At 56.3% G+C, this 15,272-nt stretch carries 17 protein-coding genes; 9 read left to right on the forward strand and 8 right to left on the reverse strand.

Features of this window, described 5'->3' with window-relative positions; all coding sequences use genetic code 11:
- Positions 1-18: 18 nt before the first annotated feature.
- The 6 genes from rsmG to hemE all read right to left on the reverse strand — a co-directional run bounded on the left by rsmG (position 19) and on the right by hemE (position 7,135).
- Positions 19-654, reverse strand: coding sequence for a 16S rRNA (guanine(527)-N(7))-methyltransferase RsmG (gene rsmG / locus BLX89_RS15695; RefSeq protein WP_075291878.1), 636 nt, complete (start codon positions 652-654; stop codon positions 19-21).
- Positions 651-2,528 (reverse strand): tRNA uridine-5-carboxymethylaminomethyl(34) synthesis enzyme MnmG, encoded by a 1,878-nt coding sequence (gene mnmG / locus BLX89_RS15700; RefSeq protein WP_075291970.1) that lies wholly within the window; start codon positions 2,526-2,528, stop codon positions 651-653. The genes rsmG and mnmG overlap by 4 nt, the downstream gene beginning before the upstream one ends.
- 73 nt (positions 2,529-2,601) lie before the next feature.
- Complete coding sequence (mnmE, locus tag BLX89_RS15705) at positions 2,602-3,918, reverse strand: tRNA uridine-5-carboxymethylaminomethyl(34) synthesis GTPase MnmE (protein ID WP_075291879.1); 1,317 nt, start codon at positions 3,916-3,918, stop codon at positions 2,602-2,604.
- 171 nt (positions 3,919-4,089) lie between these two features.
- Entirely contained in the window at positions 4,090-5,355 is a 1,266-nt protein-coding gene (gene rho, locus BLX89_RS15710) for a transcription termination factor Rho (protein ID WP_143523641.1), read from the reverse strand.
- A gap of 200 nt (positions 5,356-5,555) precedes the next feature.
- Positions 5,556-6,098, reverse strand: coding sequence for a protoporphyrinogen oxidase HemJ (hemJ, locus tag BLX89_RS15715; protein ID WP_075291880.1), 543 nt, complete (start codon positions 6,096-6,098; stop codon positions 5,556-5,558).
- The gene (hemE, locus tag BLX89_RS15720) at positions 6,095-7,135 is read right to left on the reverse strand and encodes a uroporphyrinogen decarboxylase (protein WP_075291881.1); all 1,041 of its coding nucleotides are present in this window, start codon (positions 7,133-7,135) and stop codon (positions 6,095-6,097) included. Before hemE ends, hemJ begins: the two co-directional genes overlap by 4 nt.
- Before the next feature lie 404 nt (positions 7,136-7,539).
- On the opposite strand from hemE, the gene BLX89_RS15725 reads away from it, so the two are divergent.
- The 5 genes from BLX89_RS15725 to dnaQ are packed head-to-tail and all read left to right on the forward strand — an operon-like array spanning position 7,540 to position 11,135.
- Positions 7,540-8,361 (forward strand): pyruvate, water dikinase regulatory protein, encoded by an 822-nt coding sequence (locus tag BLX89_RS15725; protein ID WP_075291882.1) that lies wholly within the window; start codon positions 7,540-7,542, stop codon positions 8,359-8,361.
- Positions 8,362-8,389: 28 nt separating this feature from the next.
- Complete coding sequence (locus BLX89_RS15730; RefSeq protein WP_075291883.1) at positions 8,390-8,989, forward strand: Maf-like protein; 600 nt, start codon at positions 8,390-8,392, stop codon at positions 8,987-8,989.
- Positions 8,982-9,842 (forward strand): shikimate dehydrogenase, encoded by an 861-nt coding sequence (locus tag BLX89_RS15735; RefSeq protein WP_075291884.1) that lies wholly within the window; start codon positions 8,982-8,984, stop codon positions 9,840-9,842. Before BLX89_RS15730 ends, BLX89_RS15735 begins: the two co-directional genes overlap by 8 nt.
- Entirely contained in the window at positions 9,839-10,426 is a 588-nt protein-coding gene (gene coaE / locus BLX89_RS15740; RefSeq protein WP_075291885.1) for a dephospho-CoA kinase, read from the forward strand. Before BLX89_RS15735 ends, coaE begins: the two co-directional genes overlap by 4 nt.
- A 4-nt stretch (positions 10,427-10,430) precedes the next feature.
- Complete coding sequence (dnaQ, locus tag BLX89_RS15745) at positions 10,431-11,135, forward strand: DNA polymerase III subunit epsilon (RefSeq protein WP_075291886.1); 705 nt, start codon at positions 10,431-10,433, stop codon at positions 11,133-11,135.
- Positions 11,136-11,215: 80 nt separating this feature from the next.
- On the opposite strand, the gene secB is transcribed toward dnaQ, so the two are convergent.
- Positions 11,216-11,704 carry a protein-export chaperone SecB gene (secB, locus tag BLX89_RS15750; RefSeq protein ID WP_075291887.1) on the reverse strand — a complete coding sequence of 163 codons (489 nt, stop codon included), beginning with the start codon at positions 11,702-11,704 and terminating at the stop codon, positions 11,216-11,218.
- A gap of 96 nt (positions 11,705-11,800) precedes the next feature.
- A complete protein-coding gene (locus tag BLX89_RS15755) occupies positions 11,801-12,319 on the reverse strand; it encodes an FxsA family protein (protein ID WP_075291888.1) in 519 nt (172 codons plus the stop codon).
- A gap of 136 nt (positions 12,320-12,455) precedes the next feature.
- Between BLX89_RS15755 and BLX89_RS15760 the strand changes: the two genes are divergently transcribed.
- The 4 genes from BLX89_RS15760 to BLX89_RS15775 are packed head-to-tail and all read left to right on the forward strand — an operon-like array spanning position 12,456 to position 15,209.
- Positions 12,456-13,154: a Tim44/TimA family putative adaptor protein gene (locus tag BLX89_RS15760; protein WP_075291889.1), complete on the forward strand. Its 699-nt coding sequence runs from the start codon at positions 12,456-12,458 to the stop codon at positions 13,152-13,154.
- A gap of 12 nt (positions 13,155-13,166) precedes the next feature.
- A complete protein-coding gene (gene mltA / locus BLX89_RS15765) occupies positions 13,167-14,276 on the forward strand; it encodes a murein transglycosylase A (RefSeq protein ID WP_075291890.1) in 1,110 nt (369 codons plus the stop codon).
- On the forward strand, positions 14,269-14,835 hold the full coding sequence (locus BLX89_RS15770) for a Smr/MutS family protein (protein ID WP_075291891.1): 567 nt from the start codon (positions 14,269-14,271) through the stop codon (positions 14,833-14,835). The genes mltA and BLX89_RS15770 overlap by 8 nt, the downstream gene beginning before the upstream one ends.
- Positions 14,832-15,209, forward strand: coding sequence for a helix-turn-helix domain-containing protein (locus BLX89_RS15775; RefSeq protein ID WP_075291892.1), 378 nt, complete (start codon positions 14,832-14,834; stop codon positions 15,207-15,209). Before BLX89_RS15770 ends, BLX89_RS15775 begins: the two co-directional genes overlap by 4 nt.
- The last annotated feature ends 63 nt before the right edge of the window (positions 15,210-15,272 follow it).

The raw sequence follows: 15,272 nt of genomic DNA on the forward strand, positions 1-15,272 counted from the left end.
GTGCGCGTACCGCCGCCGTTATTGTTTGCGCGAGAGATGAGCGATCTCGAGAACCACAGAATCTTTCTCGACAACGCTTGAATGTTTTACCAGATCGAAATCGAACCGACCAACGGCTTTGTCGATCTCCTGCTGATAATCCCGGCCTTTGTGGAAAAAAGCGCGCACTGCCGCGTGCTCAAGCATCCAAGGGCTGACGTAATTGAGCAGCTGCGGCAGGTCGGCAAGCGCCCGTGCCGAGATCGCGTCGCAGTGTTCGACGAGTTTCGGGGCATCCTCGATGCGAACGGGGTGAACAGAGCCTCTGGCCCCCGTTTCAATAAGTGCTACCCGGAGGAATGCAGCTTTCTTGTTGTTGCTTTCAACCAGATGGACCCATCCATCCTCCAACTCGCTCATCAGGATGGCGGTGATGATTCCAGGAAATCCGCCCCCGCTACCCAGATCGATCCATCGTTTCGGACCCGGAAAGAGATTGTATATCTGCATGCTGTCAACGATGTGTCGCGAGTCAAGATCCGACATCGTTGAAGGCGCAACCAGATTGATGGATTTGGCCCATTTCCGGAACAGCTCCGCAAAGTGCTGAAGCTTCTCTGTGGTTTCACGTGAAACACGTAGCCCGTTAGGAAGCCTCTCAAGACTCGCATTCATTGCAATGCCACCTTCGAACTCGCCGCGATCTCGGATTTCTTCAAAACTGTGAGAAGCAAAGAAATCGCGGAAGGCGTCATCCCATCGACTTTCATCGCTTGCGCGATATTCGCTGGTCTTGCCGCATTGAGCTTCTGCTGCAACTCAATCGACAAACCAGGTAACGATGAAAAATCGAAACCTGCGGGGATTGTACGACCTTCTTCACGCTTCACAGCTAAAATATCCGTGGATTGTCTCGACATATAAACTGCGTACTTCGCATCGATCTCCAACGCCTCTGCCAATTTCCTGTCTACAGTGGCAAGCTCCGGCCAAGCCCGGACAAAAGTTTCAAAAGAATGCTCGGGATAAGACAGCAATTCATACGCCGACCGTCTCTGACCGTCATGATTGATTTTCAATCCATGGGACGCAGCCTCGTTGGGCGTGAGTTTCAATTCTCCCAAAAGCGACTTGGCAGCGTGAAATGCTTCGTTCCAGTGTTGGAACTTTGAGTGACGGGCTTGGGACACCGAACCTAGAGCGATTGCCTCGGGCGTCAAGCGCTGGTCAGCATTGTCGGCGCGAAGGGAAAGGCGGTATTCCGCACGAGATGTAAACATGCGATACGGTTCTGTGACACCACGGGACGTAAGATCATCGATCATCACCCCGATATAGGAATTGGTACGGCTGAAGGTGTACTCAGATCGTCTGGCGAGCCGAAGGGCCGCGTTAAGACCCGCAACGAGGCCTTGGGCTGCGGCCTCCTCGTACCCTGTCGTGCCGTTGATTTGTCCGGCAAGAAAAAGACCCGGCAGTTTTCGAACCTCGAGGCTCAGGCTTAATTCCCTGGGATCGACATGATCATATTCGATAGCGTATCCGGGCTGCAGAATAGAGACCTTTTCGAGCCCCGGAATTGTGCGGATAAACGCCTCTTGGACGTCCTCCGGCAACGATGTGGAAATGCCGTTGGGGTAGATCGTATGATCATCAAGCCCCTCAGGTTCTAGAAAAATCTGATGCCCGTCACGTTCTCCGAACTTGACGATCTTGTCTTCGATAGAAGGGCAGTAGCGTGGGCCCACGCCCTCAATCTGGCCAGAGTACATCGCGGAGCGACCGATATTCTCGGAAATGATCTTGTGTGTCGCCTCAGTTGTGCGCGTGACACCGCAATCAATCTGCGGAGTCTCAATGCGATCGGTCATGAATGAAAAAGGGTGAGGTTCTTCGTCGGCGGATTGACGACCTACAGCCGCCCAATTCACCGTCCGGCCATCCAGACGCGCAGGCGTTCCCGTCTTCAGCCTTCCTAGGTTGAGACTGAATCGCTCCAGAGTAGCAGACAGGCCTGTCGAGGGTTCTTCGCCAAGGCGCCCGGCTGGAATTTTCCTATTCCCGATATGGATCAAACCTCGGAGGAATGTTCCCGTGGTCAAAACAACACTGGAGGCGGAATAAACACGCCCGTCTTTAAGGATGACACCCGCTACACAATTATCGCGAATTTTCAGATCGAATGCATCACCTTCGATCACCTCAAGGTTCGGTGTAGAAAATATCTCCCTCTGCATCGCCTGGCGGTACAGTTTTCTGTCGGCCTGAGTTCTAGGACCTCGAACAGCCGGGCCTTTGCGTCTGTTTAGAAGACGAAACTGGATGCCAGCGGCGTCCGCCACGCGACCCATCAGGCCGTCGAAAGCATCAACCTCGCGAACCAAGTGACCTTTCCCCAATCCACCGATTGCAGGATTGCAGGACATGACGCCGATCGTCTCGCGTTTATGCGTTACCAGCGCCGTTTTCGCACCAAGGCGCGCAGCCGCGCTCGCCGCCTCTACCCCAGCATGCCCGCCGCCAATGACAATGACATCAAAACTATTCATGTCGAACTCCATAACGAATCTGGAATCGTTTCACGTGAAACAACCAGCCGGACTCGTTTTCGTTGTATTCCTGTTATTTGCCGATGCAAAATTCAGAGAAGATAATGGAGAGCAGATCTTCCACATCGACCCGACCTGTGATCCTACCCAGCGCCTCGCTGGCCAGCCGCAATTGTTCCGCTTGAATATCAATACCAAGAGGGGCAGACAACAAACTATCAGAAATTGCTTTCAACGCTTGCCGAAGACAGTCCACATGCCTGCGACGCGATGGCAGCGCGAGACTGGATCCGGCCGTCAATCTTGGAAGGCGTGCTGATATCGCGTCAACCAAATGATCAACGCCTTCTCCCGTTTTAACGGAGATGAAGACGTCGGCGCCCAAGTTATCCCACACCTGCCGAGGCGAATCAATCTTTGTACCGACTCGAAGCACCGGCGTGGTAATCGTATCAATCTGTTCAAAGCCAGCCGGCGATTCTGACAAATAAAGCACGAGATCAGCATTTGCAGCGACCGCGCGGGCGCGGCGAATACCTTCGGATTCAACCGGATCAATCGTATCGCGCAGCCCCGCCGTGTCATGGAGTTTGATAATGAATCCGGCTAAAGACAATTCGACCGACAGAACGTCTCTGGTAGTGCCGGCAACTTCAGTCACGATAGCCACGTCTCGCTGAGCAAGAGCGTTCATCAAACTGGATTTTCCCGCGTTCGGTGCGCCGGCAATGACAACGTTTACGCCGTCCCGGATCAGCTCAGCCAGAGGCGCGCCCTCCAGGTGAGTTTGAATTTCGCGCTGAAGACGTTCCATATCCGCCCAGACAGTGTCCGCCACAGATCCGGGAACATCATCCTCGTCTGCAAAATCGAGTTCCGCTTCAATCATGGCCCGCGCGTGCGAAAGTCGCTTCGCCCAGCCATTGTAAATCTGCGAGAGATGTCCACTCGATTGTTCTGTTGCCAAGCGCCTTTGCATCTCGGTTTCAGCTGCCAAGAGATCGGCCAGTCCTTCGACCTCGATCAGATCCATCTTACCGTTATGGAACGCACGCCTCGAAAACTCGCCAGCTTCGGCATGACGCAAGCCAAGATCCGACAACTCCCGCAACAGCGCGTCGATCACCGCTCGACTGCCATGCACTTGGAGTTCTGCGCAATCCTCGCCCGTAAAGGAGGCAGGTCCTTTGAAAAACAGAACCAAACCCTGATCGATGAATTCACCGTTTCGCCTGCGAATCGACCTCAGGGCATTGGTTCGCGGAAAAGGCACCTGTTCAACGAGCGCCCTTAGAGTACCAACCGTCTCCTGGCCGCTGATTCTGATAACAGCTACGCCCGAGGGAACGGCACCCGAGGACAGCGCGTAGATCGTATCTGTGAAACTCATGACATGCCTTGTCGCAGCTCCCTGAATCCAGCTAACCAATTATCCGGCGTAGATGGTCTTCAATTTCACCTTATTGGGTCGCTTTACCCATATAGGTGGAATCCGGATAAAAACTCAAAAGCAAAAAGCCCGAACACTGTCGGGCTTCGCCATCCACTTATCAAGCCAGGCTCAGGTGTTCATGGAGTCGAAGAAGTCGCCATTGGTCTTGGTCTGCTTCAGCTTGTCGATCAGGAACTCGATGGCATCGGTCGTCCCCATCGGTGCCAGAATACGGCGCAGGACAAAAATCTTCTGCAGGTCCTGTCGCGGCACGAGCAGATCTTCCTTGCGCGTGCCAGACTTAAGAATATCCATAGACGGAAAGATGCGCTTATCCGCTACCTTGCGGTCCAGAACGATTTCCGAGTTGCCGGTACCCTTGAACTCTTCGAAGATCACTTCATCCATGCGGCTACCGGTATCGATGAGTGCGGTAGCAATAATCGTGAGCGAACCACCTTCTTCAATGTTGCGCGCCGCGCCGAAAAAACGTTTCGGGCGCTGCAGGGCGTTCGCATCGACACCGCCGGTCAGAACCTTTCCGGATGAAGGAACGACGGTGTTATAGGCCCGGCCGAGGCGGGTGATGGAATCCAGAAGGATCACGACGTCACGACCGTGCTCGACAAGGCGCTTCGCCTTCTCGATCACCATCTCCGCGACCTGAACGTGCCGGGTTGCCGGTTCGTCGAAGGTAGAGGAAACAACCTCGCCCTTGACCGACCGCTGCATGTCCGTGACTTCTTCCGGACGCTCATCAATCAGAAGAACGATCAGATAACATTCCGGATGGTTCGCGGTGATCGAGTGGGCGATGTTCTGCAGGAGAACGGTTTTACCCGTGCGCGGCGGCGCGACGATCAGACCGCGCTGGCCTTTACCGAGGGGTGCGATCAGGTCAATCACCCGAGCGGAGAGATCCTTTGATGTCGGTATCTCCAGTTCCATCTTGAAGCGCTCGTTCGGGTAGAGCGGCGTCAGATTGTCGAAATGGACCTTATGGCGAATTTTCTCGGGGTCTTCGAAGTTGATGGTGTTGACCTTGAGAAGCGCGAAATACCGCTCGCCTTCCTTCGGTCCCCGGATAGGACCTTCGACTGTGTCACCCGTCTTCAGCGAAAACCGGCGGATCTGCGAAGGAGAAATATAAATGTCGTCCGGACCAGGCAGATAGTTGGCATTGGCCGAGCGAAGGAAACCAAAGCCATCCTGAAGAACTTCAACCACGCCTTCTCCGATGATCTCGACATCCTGGCTTGCCAGCATCTTCAGGATTGCAAACATCAGCTCCTGCTTGCGCATGACGCTGGCGTTTTCGACTTCAAGCGACTCGGCAAAAGCGAGCAGATCGGTCGCGGTTTTATTCTTCAAATCTTGTAGCTTCATTTCAGCCATGAAGGGGGACCACACTTAGCAGTTCGGAATGGAAGGTCGGCGTGCTTTAGGTAAGGGGAGCCGCGCGAGAAGGAGGCAGGCTCGTCTCTTTTACACATGCCACGAAAAGATGAGATGACGCGAAAATAGCGATTCACCCGGTGCGCCGCAAGAGGCCTCACCGGATTTAACCGTAATTTCATCTCGGACTTCTGCCCTCTTTAAAAAGGTTTGACAACCGCCATGATCACGATTGCGATCATCAGCAGGGTCGGCGCCTCGTTCATTAGGCGCCAATAGCGGGCGCTTCGCGTGTTGCGGTTCTCGGCGAAGGCACGCACCGAACGACTGAACATCACGTGGACACCGGTCAGCAGCACGACGAAAAGCAACTTCGCGTGCAGCCAGCCTCCCTGAAAACCATAAACGCTCCAGGCAAGATAGAGGCCAAGACCCCAGGAAATCATCATTGCCGGGTTCATGATAACCTTCAGCAATCGCTGTTCCATCATCTTGAAGGTCTCGGACTGCTGCGAGCCAATCTCCGCGTCCGTATGATAGATGAAAAGCCGCGGCATGTAGAGGAGCGCAGCCATCCAGGACATGACGGCAATGATGTGAAGCGCCTTGATCCAGAGATAGAGATTATCAGGCCTGTAGAGGAAAAGCCCTGCCAGCAGCCCGGCAAAAATCCCTATGGCGATAAAGGCACGCGCCCTTGCACGCCGACCCGGCGCACTGTCTGTCTGCCGTTCCGCCTTCACGACGTTTCTCCACCCCGACGCACACGCGCCAAAAGCTGCGTCACATGCGCTGGATCAGCCTGCGGCGTGATCCCATGGCCGAGATTGAAGATCAGCGGACCATTGCCAAGCCGATCCAGAATACGGTCGATACCCTCGTCCAGGGAGTTCCCGCCGGCGACAACCCGCATCGGATCGAGATTGCCCTGAACAGGACCATCCTTCTGCAATTCGGCTGCAAAGCTGAGCGGGACTGACCAGTCGAGACCGATTGCATCTGCACCTGTTTGCTGGCGATAGGTCTTCAGGAGAACGCCCGCACCCTTGGCAAACGCGATGATGCGGGCCTGCGGCCGCCGCGCACGCACGCTGGCGATCATGCGTTTGACGGGCTCGACTGCGTATCGCGCAAATTCCTCTTCACCGAGCACACCGGCCCAGGAATCGAAAATCTGGACCGCGTCAGCGCCGGCATCAAGCTGCTCGACCAGATAATCCGCAGAGACATCCGCGAGCAAATCGAGCAAGCGGCCGAAGGCCTGGGGATAGCGATAGGCAAAGAGACGGGCAGGGGCTTGGTCGGGCGTCCCGTGGCCGGCGATCATGTAGGTCGCGACCGTCCACGGAGCACCGCAGAAGCCAAGCAATGTTGTCTCCCCAGGCAGTTCGGTGCGCAGGCGCGACACTGTTTCGATCACAGGCTTGAGGTGTGACGAAACAGGCAAAGGGTCGAGCCGCGCGATACCTTCGGCATCGATAGGGTCCATTCGTGGACCGTGCCCTTCCTCGAAGCGCACGTTACGCCTCAGAGCATCCGGGATGACCAGGATATCGGAAAACAGAATAGCCGCATCAAAGCCATAACGCCGGATCGGCTGCAACGTCACCTCGACGGCCATATCGGGCGTATAACAGAGATCGAGGAAACTTCCTGCCTGCCGCCGCGTTGCTCGATATTCCGGCAGATAGCGACCAGCCTGGCGCATCAGCCACACCGGGGGTGGAGAGAGGGTCTCACCATTCAAAACCTGCAGCACTTTGCGTTCTAGTGCAGTCACGACCGCATCACTCCAACTTAAAAGAAAATCTATATTGAAGGTTTCTATTTCTTAGAGTCGGTGACTATCAAGGATTAAAATCCATCCACCCTTCATCCACATCGCCAGGAACAATGACGTGTGTGGGGAAGAAATTTTGCCTTGCAGAGAATGCTCCGGGAATATCTGAAAAAGGCGATTGGATTCAGGTAAATGCGGTCCGCATCAATATCTTCGCATGTGTGGATAGCCTGTGAACAGACGTGACACTTTGCCCTAAGCATGAGTCTTCTCCACATCCCACGAAAACCGAAAGCCGCCGCAGTGCCAATTGTGAATAACTCGTGGGTTTTCCCCTTGCCTTCGAGAGGCTCGCGCCTTTACCTGTCGCTGTCCCGCTTTATCAACAGGCCTCGGAGAATAGCGTGGAGAACCACAAAAACTATTTCCATCTGCACCTTATTTCCGACTCAACCGGCGAAACGCTCATCGCGGCAGGACGTGCTGCGGCCGCTCAGTTTCAGGCTTCCCACGCCTTGGAACACGTTTATCCGCTGATCCGCACACGCAAGCAGCTGATGCAGGTTCTGGAAGCCGTCGATGGGGCTCCAGGCATCGTGCTCTATACGATCGTCGATCGGGAACTCGCCGACCTTATCGATCTGCGGTGCAAGGAGATGGGTGTCCCCTGTGTTTCCGTGCTCGATCCGATCATCGACATTTTCCAGACCTATCTCGGCGCCACGTCAAGGCGGAGGTCGGGTGCGCAGCATGTGATGAATGCGGAATATTTTGCGCGCATCGAAGCTTTGAACTTCACCATGGATCATGACGACGGCCAGCTTCCCGCAGATTTCAATGAAGCCGATGTCGTGCTGATTGGTATCAGCCGCACATCCAAAACACCGACCAGCATCTATCTCGCCAATCGTGGCATCAAGACCGCCAATATACCGATTGTGCCAAATGTACCCCTGCCAGAAAGGTTGGCGGAAGCGACAAAACCTCTAATCGTTTGCCTGATCGCCACGGTGGATCGCATTTCCCAGGTGCGACAGAACCGCGTGCTGGGCGCGACACAGGGTTTCCATGCCGACGATTATACCGATCGGGCTACGATCGCGGAGGAGCTGAAATACGCGAGATCGATCTGCGCGCGCAACAACTGGCCGATCATCGACGTCACGCGCCGCTCGATCGAGGAGACGGCGGCGGCGATCGTTGCCCTTCGCCCGCGCCTGCGATAAACCTCGATTAAACTATTGGGCCGAACCGATGACTTCTTCTCTCGTGCTTGCATCAGCAAGCCCCTTCCGACGGATGCTCCTTGAGAACGCCGGTATCGCCTTTCGCCATCGGTCAGCGGATATCGATGAGCGCGCAATTGATGCCCGGCTGGAGGCGGAAGGTGCTGCTCCGGAAGATGTCGCGCTTGAGCTGGCAAAGGAAAAGGCGCGCGATGTTGCCCGTCACTTTCCAGGTGCGGTGGTTATTGGCTCGGACCAAACCATGTCGTTGGGCGCCCGCGTTTATCACAAGCCAAAGGATATGCCGGAAGCCCACGCACATTTGGCTTCACTTTCCGGCAAGACCCATCAACTGAACAGCGCCATCGCCCTTTGCCGTGATGGAGAAATGCTGTGGCAACATCTGTCTTCCGCACGGCTGACAGTCCGACCGCTGACGAACGATTTCATCACGTACCATCTCGCGCGTGTCGGAGAAAAAGCACTATCGAGTGTCGGCGCCTATCAGCTCGAAGGCGAGGGCATTCAGCTTTTCGAGAAGATCGATGGTGATTACTTCACCATCCTTGGTTTGCCCATGCTGCCGCTGCTCGCAAAACTCAGGGAGCTCGACGTCATCCATGGATGATTCACGTGAAACATTTGTTAACCACGCTTTTGTCGCCGGCTATCCAATCCGGCATTCCCGCTCGCCGGTGATCCATGGATACTGGCTGAAGAACCTGAATCTTCAGGGAAGCTATCGGACAATAGAGGTGACTCCGGATAAGTTTTCCGACTTTATCTCCGATCTTAAAAGCGGGACATCGGGTTTCAAGGGCGGCAACATTACCATTCCGCACAAGGAAGCTGCCTTTGCGCTGGCCGATCGGCCGGACGATATTGCCAGTGAAATCGGTGCCGCCAATACACTGTGGTTGGAAGATGGTCTCGTGCATGCCACGAATACCGACGGCATTGGTTTCACCGCCAATCTCGATGCGCTGGCACCAGGATGGCATAGGGTAGAGACAGCCGTCATCCTCGGCGCAGGTGGAGCAAGCCGCGCCGTCATTCAGTCCGTGCGTGACCGTGGGGTGAAGACCATTCATGTGCTGAACCGCACCGTATCGCGTGCACGCGAGTTGGCGGATCGCTTTGGCCCAGCGGTTCACGCGCAATCACTGGAGGCTTTGCGCGAAGTTATGTCCGGCGCCGGATTGCTGATCAACACGACATCGCTGGGAATGGATGGCGGAGAGGTTCCGGACCTCGATTTCAGTTCGATGCGGACGGATGCCGTCGTCACCGATATTGTCTATGTACCGCTCAAGACGCCGATCCTTCGGCAAGCGGAAGCGCAGGGTTTACGTATCGTCGACGGTCTCGGCATGTTGCTGCATCAGGCAGTTCCCGGTTTCGAAAAATGGTTCGGTAGACGCCCCGTCGTTGATGCAGCCCTTCGCCAGTTGATTATCGATGACATGGCTGCTCACGCATGATCATTCTGGGTCTTACCGGGTCGATTGGCATGGGGAAGTCGACGACGGCAGAGATGTTTGCCGAACTCGGCGTTCCCGTGAATGATGCCGATGCGGTCGTACATGATCTCTACAAAGGGGACGCCGTAGGGCCGATTGACGAAGCTTTCCCGGGTGTCATTTCGAACGGTGAGGTCGATCGGGCGAAACTGTCAGCGCTGCTTGCCGAAAATCCGACGCGCTTCAAGGACCTTGAGGCGATTATCCATCCCCTTGTCCGGGACCGGGAAAAGGCGTTCATCGATCGCCATCGCGCGCTGGCGACGCCGCTTGTTCTGTTGGATATCCCGCTGCTATACGAGACCGGCGGGGAAAGCCGGGTTGATGCGGTGGCCGTTGTGACAGCCGATCTGGAAATACAGCGTGACCGTGTCTTGAAAAGGCCGGGGATGACGCCGGAAAAATTCGCACTGATCCAGTCGCGCCAGATGCCTGACGCGCAAAAACGTGCGAAGGCAGATTATATCATCGACACCGGACACGGACTTGATTCGGCCAGAGCGCAGGTAAAGGCGCTGGTCGATCGTCTTCTGGGAAAGGTATGAGTGGATGCGGGAAATCATTTTCGATACGGAAACCACAGGCCTAGACAACCGTCTTGATCGGGTGATCGAAATTGGCGGGGTGGAACTCGACAACCATTTCCCGACAGGCCGTACGTTTCACGTCTACCTCAATCCGGTCGATCGAAAGGTGCATCCCGACGCACTTGCCATTCATGGCATTACGGATGAATTTCTGAAAGACAAGCCCACCTTTGCAGAGGTGGTCGAAGAGATGATCAGCTTCTTTGGCGATGCCCGTTGGGTCGCGCACAATGCGACCTTCGACATGGGCTTCATCAACGCAGAGCTGGCGCGTCTCGACCGAGCGCCGATAGCCGCGGACCTGGTCACGGACACTTTGGCGCTGGCACGACGCAAGCATCCCATGGGTCCGAATTCACTGGATGCCCTTTGCCGTCGTTACGGCATCGACAATACGCACCGCACGAAACACGGCGCACTACTAGACTCCGAACTTCTCGCTGAAGTCTATATTGAGATGATCGGCGGTCGGCAGGCGGCGCTCGGGCTTTCCAGCAACGAAGTGCGCGGCGCGCAGCAGGAAAGCGATGATTCGGTTGTCGTCATAGGACAGAGGCCGCGCCCGCTTCCATCACGATTGAACCAACGGGAACGCGAGAGCCATGCGGCACTGGTTGCGAAGATGGGAGTTAAGGCGATCTGGGGCCGGTACGGAGAACCCCGGTAGATCGACCCCCGGCAAACCTTTCAGACAAAAATGCCCTGCTCCTGCGAGCCGGGCATTTTTCTTAGGTACTTAAGTTGAAATCAGTTGGGAGCGCCGGAAACCTGGGCGCGAACCTTTTCTTCGGCCATGCGCTGGGTGAACATCTGCGCGAAATCGATCGGGTCGATCATCAGCGGCGGGAAACCACCGTTGCGGGTTGCGTCGGCAACGATCTGGCGTGCAAACGGGAACAGCAGGCGCGGGCACTCGATGAAGAGCAGCGGCAGCATATGTTCCTGCGGGAAACCGGTGATCCGGAAAACTCCGCCATAGGCAAGCTCGACATTGAACAGAGTTTTGTCGCCTTCCTTGGCTTCAGCATTCAGCGTCAGCACCACGTCGAACTCGGCTTCCGAAAGCGGGTTGGCGTTGACATTGACATTAATGTTGATGGAGGGGGCCTTGTCGCGGGCCTGCAAGGAACGGGGAGCTGCCGGGTTCTCGAAGGACAGGTCCTTGATGTATTGCGCCAGAACGGTCAGCGACGGGCTTTCCTGTGCGCCGTTCGGGGTGGATGCGGTATCGGTCATGGGGCCTTTTCCTTCGGCTTGATTTGTCGAGGCCATCTAGCATTTCGCCTGCAGCCTTACAACCCGCAGCCTATGGCAGGCAGTCAATCGGAAGGTTTAGCGAAGCCGATTCCGGTCGCTGGCATCCTTCGGATTTTCCGGATTCTCCCGCGAATATTCATCGTCGTCGAGGTCGACAACGCCGGGACTTGAACGACCCGCGCTTCGATTGTCACGATAGCCACTGGGTCCGCGTGAAAACCTGAAACCGCTGCTTACGACTGTCATGCGACTGCGCACGAGCTTCCAGGCGAGATCGCGAACCGATGGGATGAAAAGCAGAAGACCGACGATGTCGCTCAGGAAGCCTGGCACGATCAGGAGCATGGCAGCGACGACGATCATGACGCCGTGCACGAGTTCGCGGCCGGGATCACCGCCCCCCGCTGTTGTCTGCTGCAGGCGACGCAGTGTGCCAAGCCCCTGAACTCGAAGCAGCACGATCCCGGCCAGCATGCTGGCAAGCACCAACATCAAGGTCGTGCCGATGCCAACCTCGCGCCCGACCAGAACGAAGGTCGCGATTTCCGCCAGAGGCAGGAGGAGAAACAGGAATGGAGCGATCAGAATACGCATGGAGCCCGTCGATTGGTCGCGGAAACGCTGTTGGGACAGCTTCCCGGCAAAAGGAAATGATATAGTCGTTTGAATGATGATCCCATGCAGACTATATGGGGTTACCTCAAGGCAAATTAACAGCGGTCGGGATGGAATGGGCTCTTTTGACTTCGTGACATTGTTTTTCTTGGTTGCTGCGGTGATCATCTTCATCCAGTTGCGCAGCGTTCTGGGTCGTCGGACCGGCAATGAGCGTCCACCTATCGATCCGTATTCCAAGCGGGAAACGGCAGAAGCGCCTGATGCAGGCGGCAAGGTCGTTCAGTTGCCGCGGCGCGAGGGTGGCCCCGAAGCCGAAAATCGTTATGCAGCGATCGATGCTTTCACGCCTGCGGGAACGCCGTTGAATGAGGGTCTCCGCAAGATTTCCGACGCCGATCCATCCTTCGAGCCGAAGGAGTTCGTCAACGGAGCCAAGATGGCCTACGAGATGATCGTCATGGCGTTCGCCGATGGTGACCGAAAGACGCTCAAGGGTCTTCTGTCGCGCGAGGTTTATGATGGCTTCGAAGCGGCGATTGCCGAGCGAGAGGCAAAAGGTGAGGTTTTGAAATCGACCTTCGTCGGCATCGAGAAAGCCGAAATCGTTCACGCAGAGGTCAAGGACAATGAGGCCAATATCACTTTGCGCATCATCAGCCAGCTGATTTCTGCAACTTACGACAAGGCAGGTAACGTGGTCGATGGCGACGGCGAGGCGGTTTCCGAGGTCAACGACCTCTGGACCTTTGCTCGCGACACGCGCTCGCGCGATCCGAACTGGAAGCTGATCGCAACCGAATCCGAAAACTGATCGGAACGGCCGATGGATTTCAGCCTGCACAGGATCGGTTTTTCCGATTTGCCCGGTTGGCGCGATGATGATCCGAGCGGGCTGATCGGAGCGCTGGCCCGCTGTCATCGGCAGGTGGTTTCCGTCAAGCCGCACAAGACCGGGTTGCTCGGCGTCACCTCCGCTGATTTGCTGCCCGCTTACAAGGCGGCCAGCGCTGCGGGAAGCATGGATGCAGCGCTGGCGAGGGCGTTTTTTGAAAACCTTTTCGTCCCCTTCGCAATTCGACTTCGCAGCGGCGAACAGGGTTTCGTGACCGGCTTCTATGAGCCCGAGGTGGATGTCCGGTCCGAGCCGGATGCAGATTTCCGTTTTCCTTTCTACCGACGCCCGGATGATCTCGTTGATGTCGATGACAGCAATCGTCCGGACGGCATGGATCCTTATTTCGCGTTCGGTCGTCTGCGAGAGGGCGTCGTTGACGAGTATCCGGACCGACGCGCGATCGAACAAGGCTACCTGAACGGCAAGGGGCTTGAGATCGCCTATGCCCGGTCGATCGTCGATGTCTTTTTCGCCCATGTTCAGGGAGCTGCACGGCTCGTCTTTCCTGACGGAAAACTTATCCGCGTGACCTACGCCGCCAAGACCGGGCACCCTTTCTCCGGTATCGGAAAGCTTCTGATTGATCGCGGTGAGATCGACCCGAAGACGGTGTCGATGCAGAACATCCGTCAATGGCTGACGGATCATCCGAGCCGGGTTGATGAGGTGCTCTGGCACAATCGCTCCTTCATCTTTTTTCGCGAGGCAGAGGTCGATGATACGAAGCTTGGGCCTATTGCTGCGGCAAAGGTCGCGCTTGAACCCGGGCGTTCCCTGGCGGTGGATCGCACCATCCACACATTCGGCGTACCTTTCTTCATCAGCAGCGATACCCTGCTGCATATCGACGGCGGCAAGCCATTCAGGAAACTGATGCTGGCGCTCGATACGGGGTCGGCAATTACCGGCCCCGCTAGGGGCGATATCTTCACAGGATCAGGTGATGAGGCTGGCCGGCTGGCCGGATCGGTCCGCAACAGCGCGGATTTTTTTGTCTTCATCCCTACCGCTGCGGCAGTACGATACGGCCATGGCTAAGGATCGCAAGCTTACCGGCGAAGACCGTATCCTCTGGGGCAAGGTTGCGCGCACGACGCGCCCGCTGCCCGGCCGCATGGAAGATCTCGTTCAGTTTGAGGAGCCGGTCGAGCAAGAGCCGGCAGCTCTCCCTGAGCCGATTAAGGTCAAGGAGGGCAGGTCCCTTTCGAAAGCCTTCAGTTCGGCACCGGAACCTGCAAAGCCGACCGCACATCGGCATCATCCGCTGGAAAAGCCGGTCAAGAAAAAGCTGTCGCGAGGCCATCTGCAGCTCGAAGCGCGCATCGATCTTCATGGCATGATCCAGAGTGAGGCTCATGGCTTTCTCCTGCAATTCCTGATCCGGGCACACGAACGCGGATTGCGCCATGTGCTGGTGATCACCGGCAAAGGCACGTCGCTCGGCAGCGAGGGTGCTCTGAAGCGCGCCGTACCTATGTGGTTCTCGCTGCCGGAATTCCGCCACCTGATTTCCTCTTACGAGCCTGCAGCGCGAACCCATGGCGGAGACGGGGCGCTTTACGTTCGTCTCTCCCGCCCGAAGGGAACAGCGCCTTGACGCCCTTCGGCGAGGCAATGCACCGGCTGCGGCAGAAGAAGGGGGTGTCGCAGAAACAGATGGCCGCTGCCATCGGTGTTTCGGCGGCCTATCTTTCGGCGCTCGAGCATGGCAAGCGCGGTCAGCCGAGTTTCGACTTCCTGCAAAGGGTGGCTGGTTATTTCAACGTCATATGGGATGAGGCGGAGGAATTGTTCGGTCTGGCCGCGCTCTCCGACCCGAAAGTGGTGCTCGATACGTCCGGCTTATCCGCCGCCCATACCGCCTTTGCCAACAAGCTCGCGGCACGAATTCGCAGTCTGCCGGAGGAAACCATCGCGGCTATGGAAGAAGTTTTGGAAATCACATGTTTTCCTGATAAGGAACGTGGATGATCCCCTGTTTTCTGCCGGTTTTGCCACCGCGGGATTTGGAAGCGCCCACAGTTTCCCTATATT

The organism is Pararhizobium arenae, from assembly GCF_001931685.1.
Taxonomy (GTDB): Bacteria; Pseudomonadota; Alphaproteobacteria; order Rhizobiales; family Rhizobiaceae; genus Pararhizobium; species Pararhizobium arenae.

Coding starts and splice junctions, on each gene's coding strand:
- BLX89_RS15755 (WP_075291888.1), bottom strand. CDS start 12,319: ATGCGTATTCTGATCGCTCCATTCCTGTTTCTCCTCCTGCCTCTGGCG.
- secB (WP_075291887.1), bottom strand. CDS start 11,704: ATGACCGATACCGCATCCACCCCGAACGGCGCACAGGAAAGCCCGTCG.
- rho (WP_143523641.1), bottom strand. CDS start 5,355: ATGGCTGAAATGAAGCTACAAGATTTGAAGAATAAAACCGCGACCGAT.
- mnmE (WP_075291879.1), bottom strand. CDS start 3,918: ATGAGTTTCACAGATACGATCTACGCGCTGTCCTCGGGTGCCGTTCCC.
- BLX89_RS15730 (WP_075291883.1), top strand. CDS start 8,390: ATGACTTCTTCTCTCGTGCTTGCATCAGCAAGCCCCTTCCGACGGATG.
- mltA (WP_075291890.1), top strand. CDS start 13,167: ATGGATTTCAGCCTGCACAGGATCGGTTTTTCCGATTTGCCCGGTTGG.
- BLX89_RS15760 (WP_075291889.1), top strand. CDS start 12,456: ATGGGCTCTTTTGACTTCGTGACATTGTTTTTCTTGGTTGCTGCGGTG.
- BLX89_RS15770 (WP_075291891.1), top strand. CDS start 14,269: ATGGCTAAGGATCGCAAGCTTACCGGCGAAGACCGTATCCTCTGGGGC.
- mnmG (WP_075291970.1), bottom strand. CDS start 2,528: ATGAATAGTTTTGATGTCATTGTCATTGGCGGCGGGCATGCTGGGGTA.
- rsmG (WP_075291878.1), bottom strand. CDS start 654: ATGAATGCGAGTCTTGAGAGGCTTCCTAACGGGCTACGTGTTTCACGT.
- dnaQ (WP_075291886.1), top strand. CDS start 10,431: ATGCGGGAAATCATTTTCGATACGGAAACCACAGGCCTAGACAACCGT.
- BLX89_RS15735 (WP_075291884.1), top strand. CDS start 8,982: ATGGATGATTCACGTGAAACATTTGTTAACCACGCTTTTGTCGCCGGC.
- coaE (WP_075291885.1), top strand. CDS start 9,839: ATGATCATTCTGGGTCTTACCGGGTCGATTGGCATGGGGAAGTCGACG.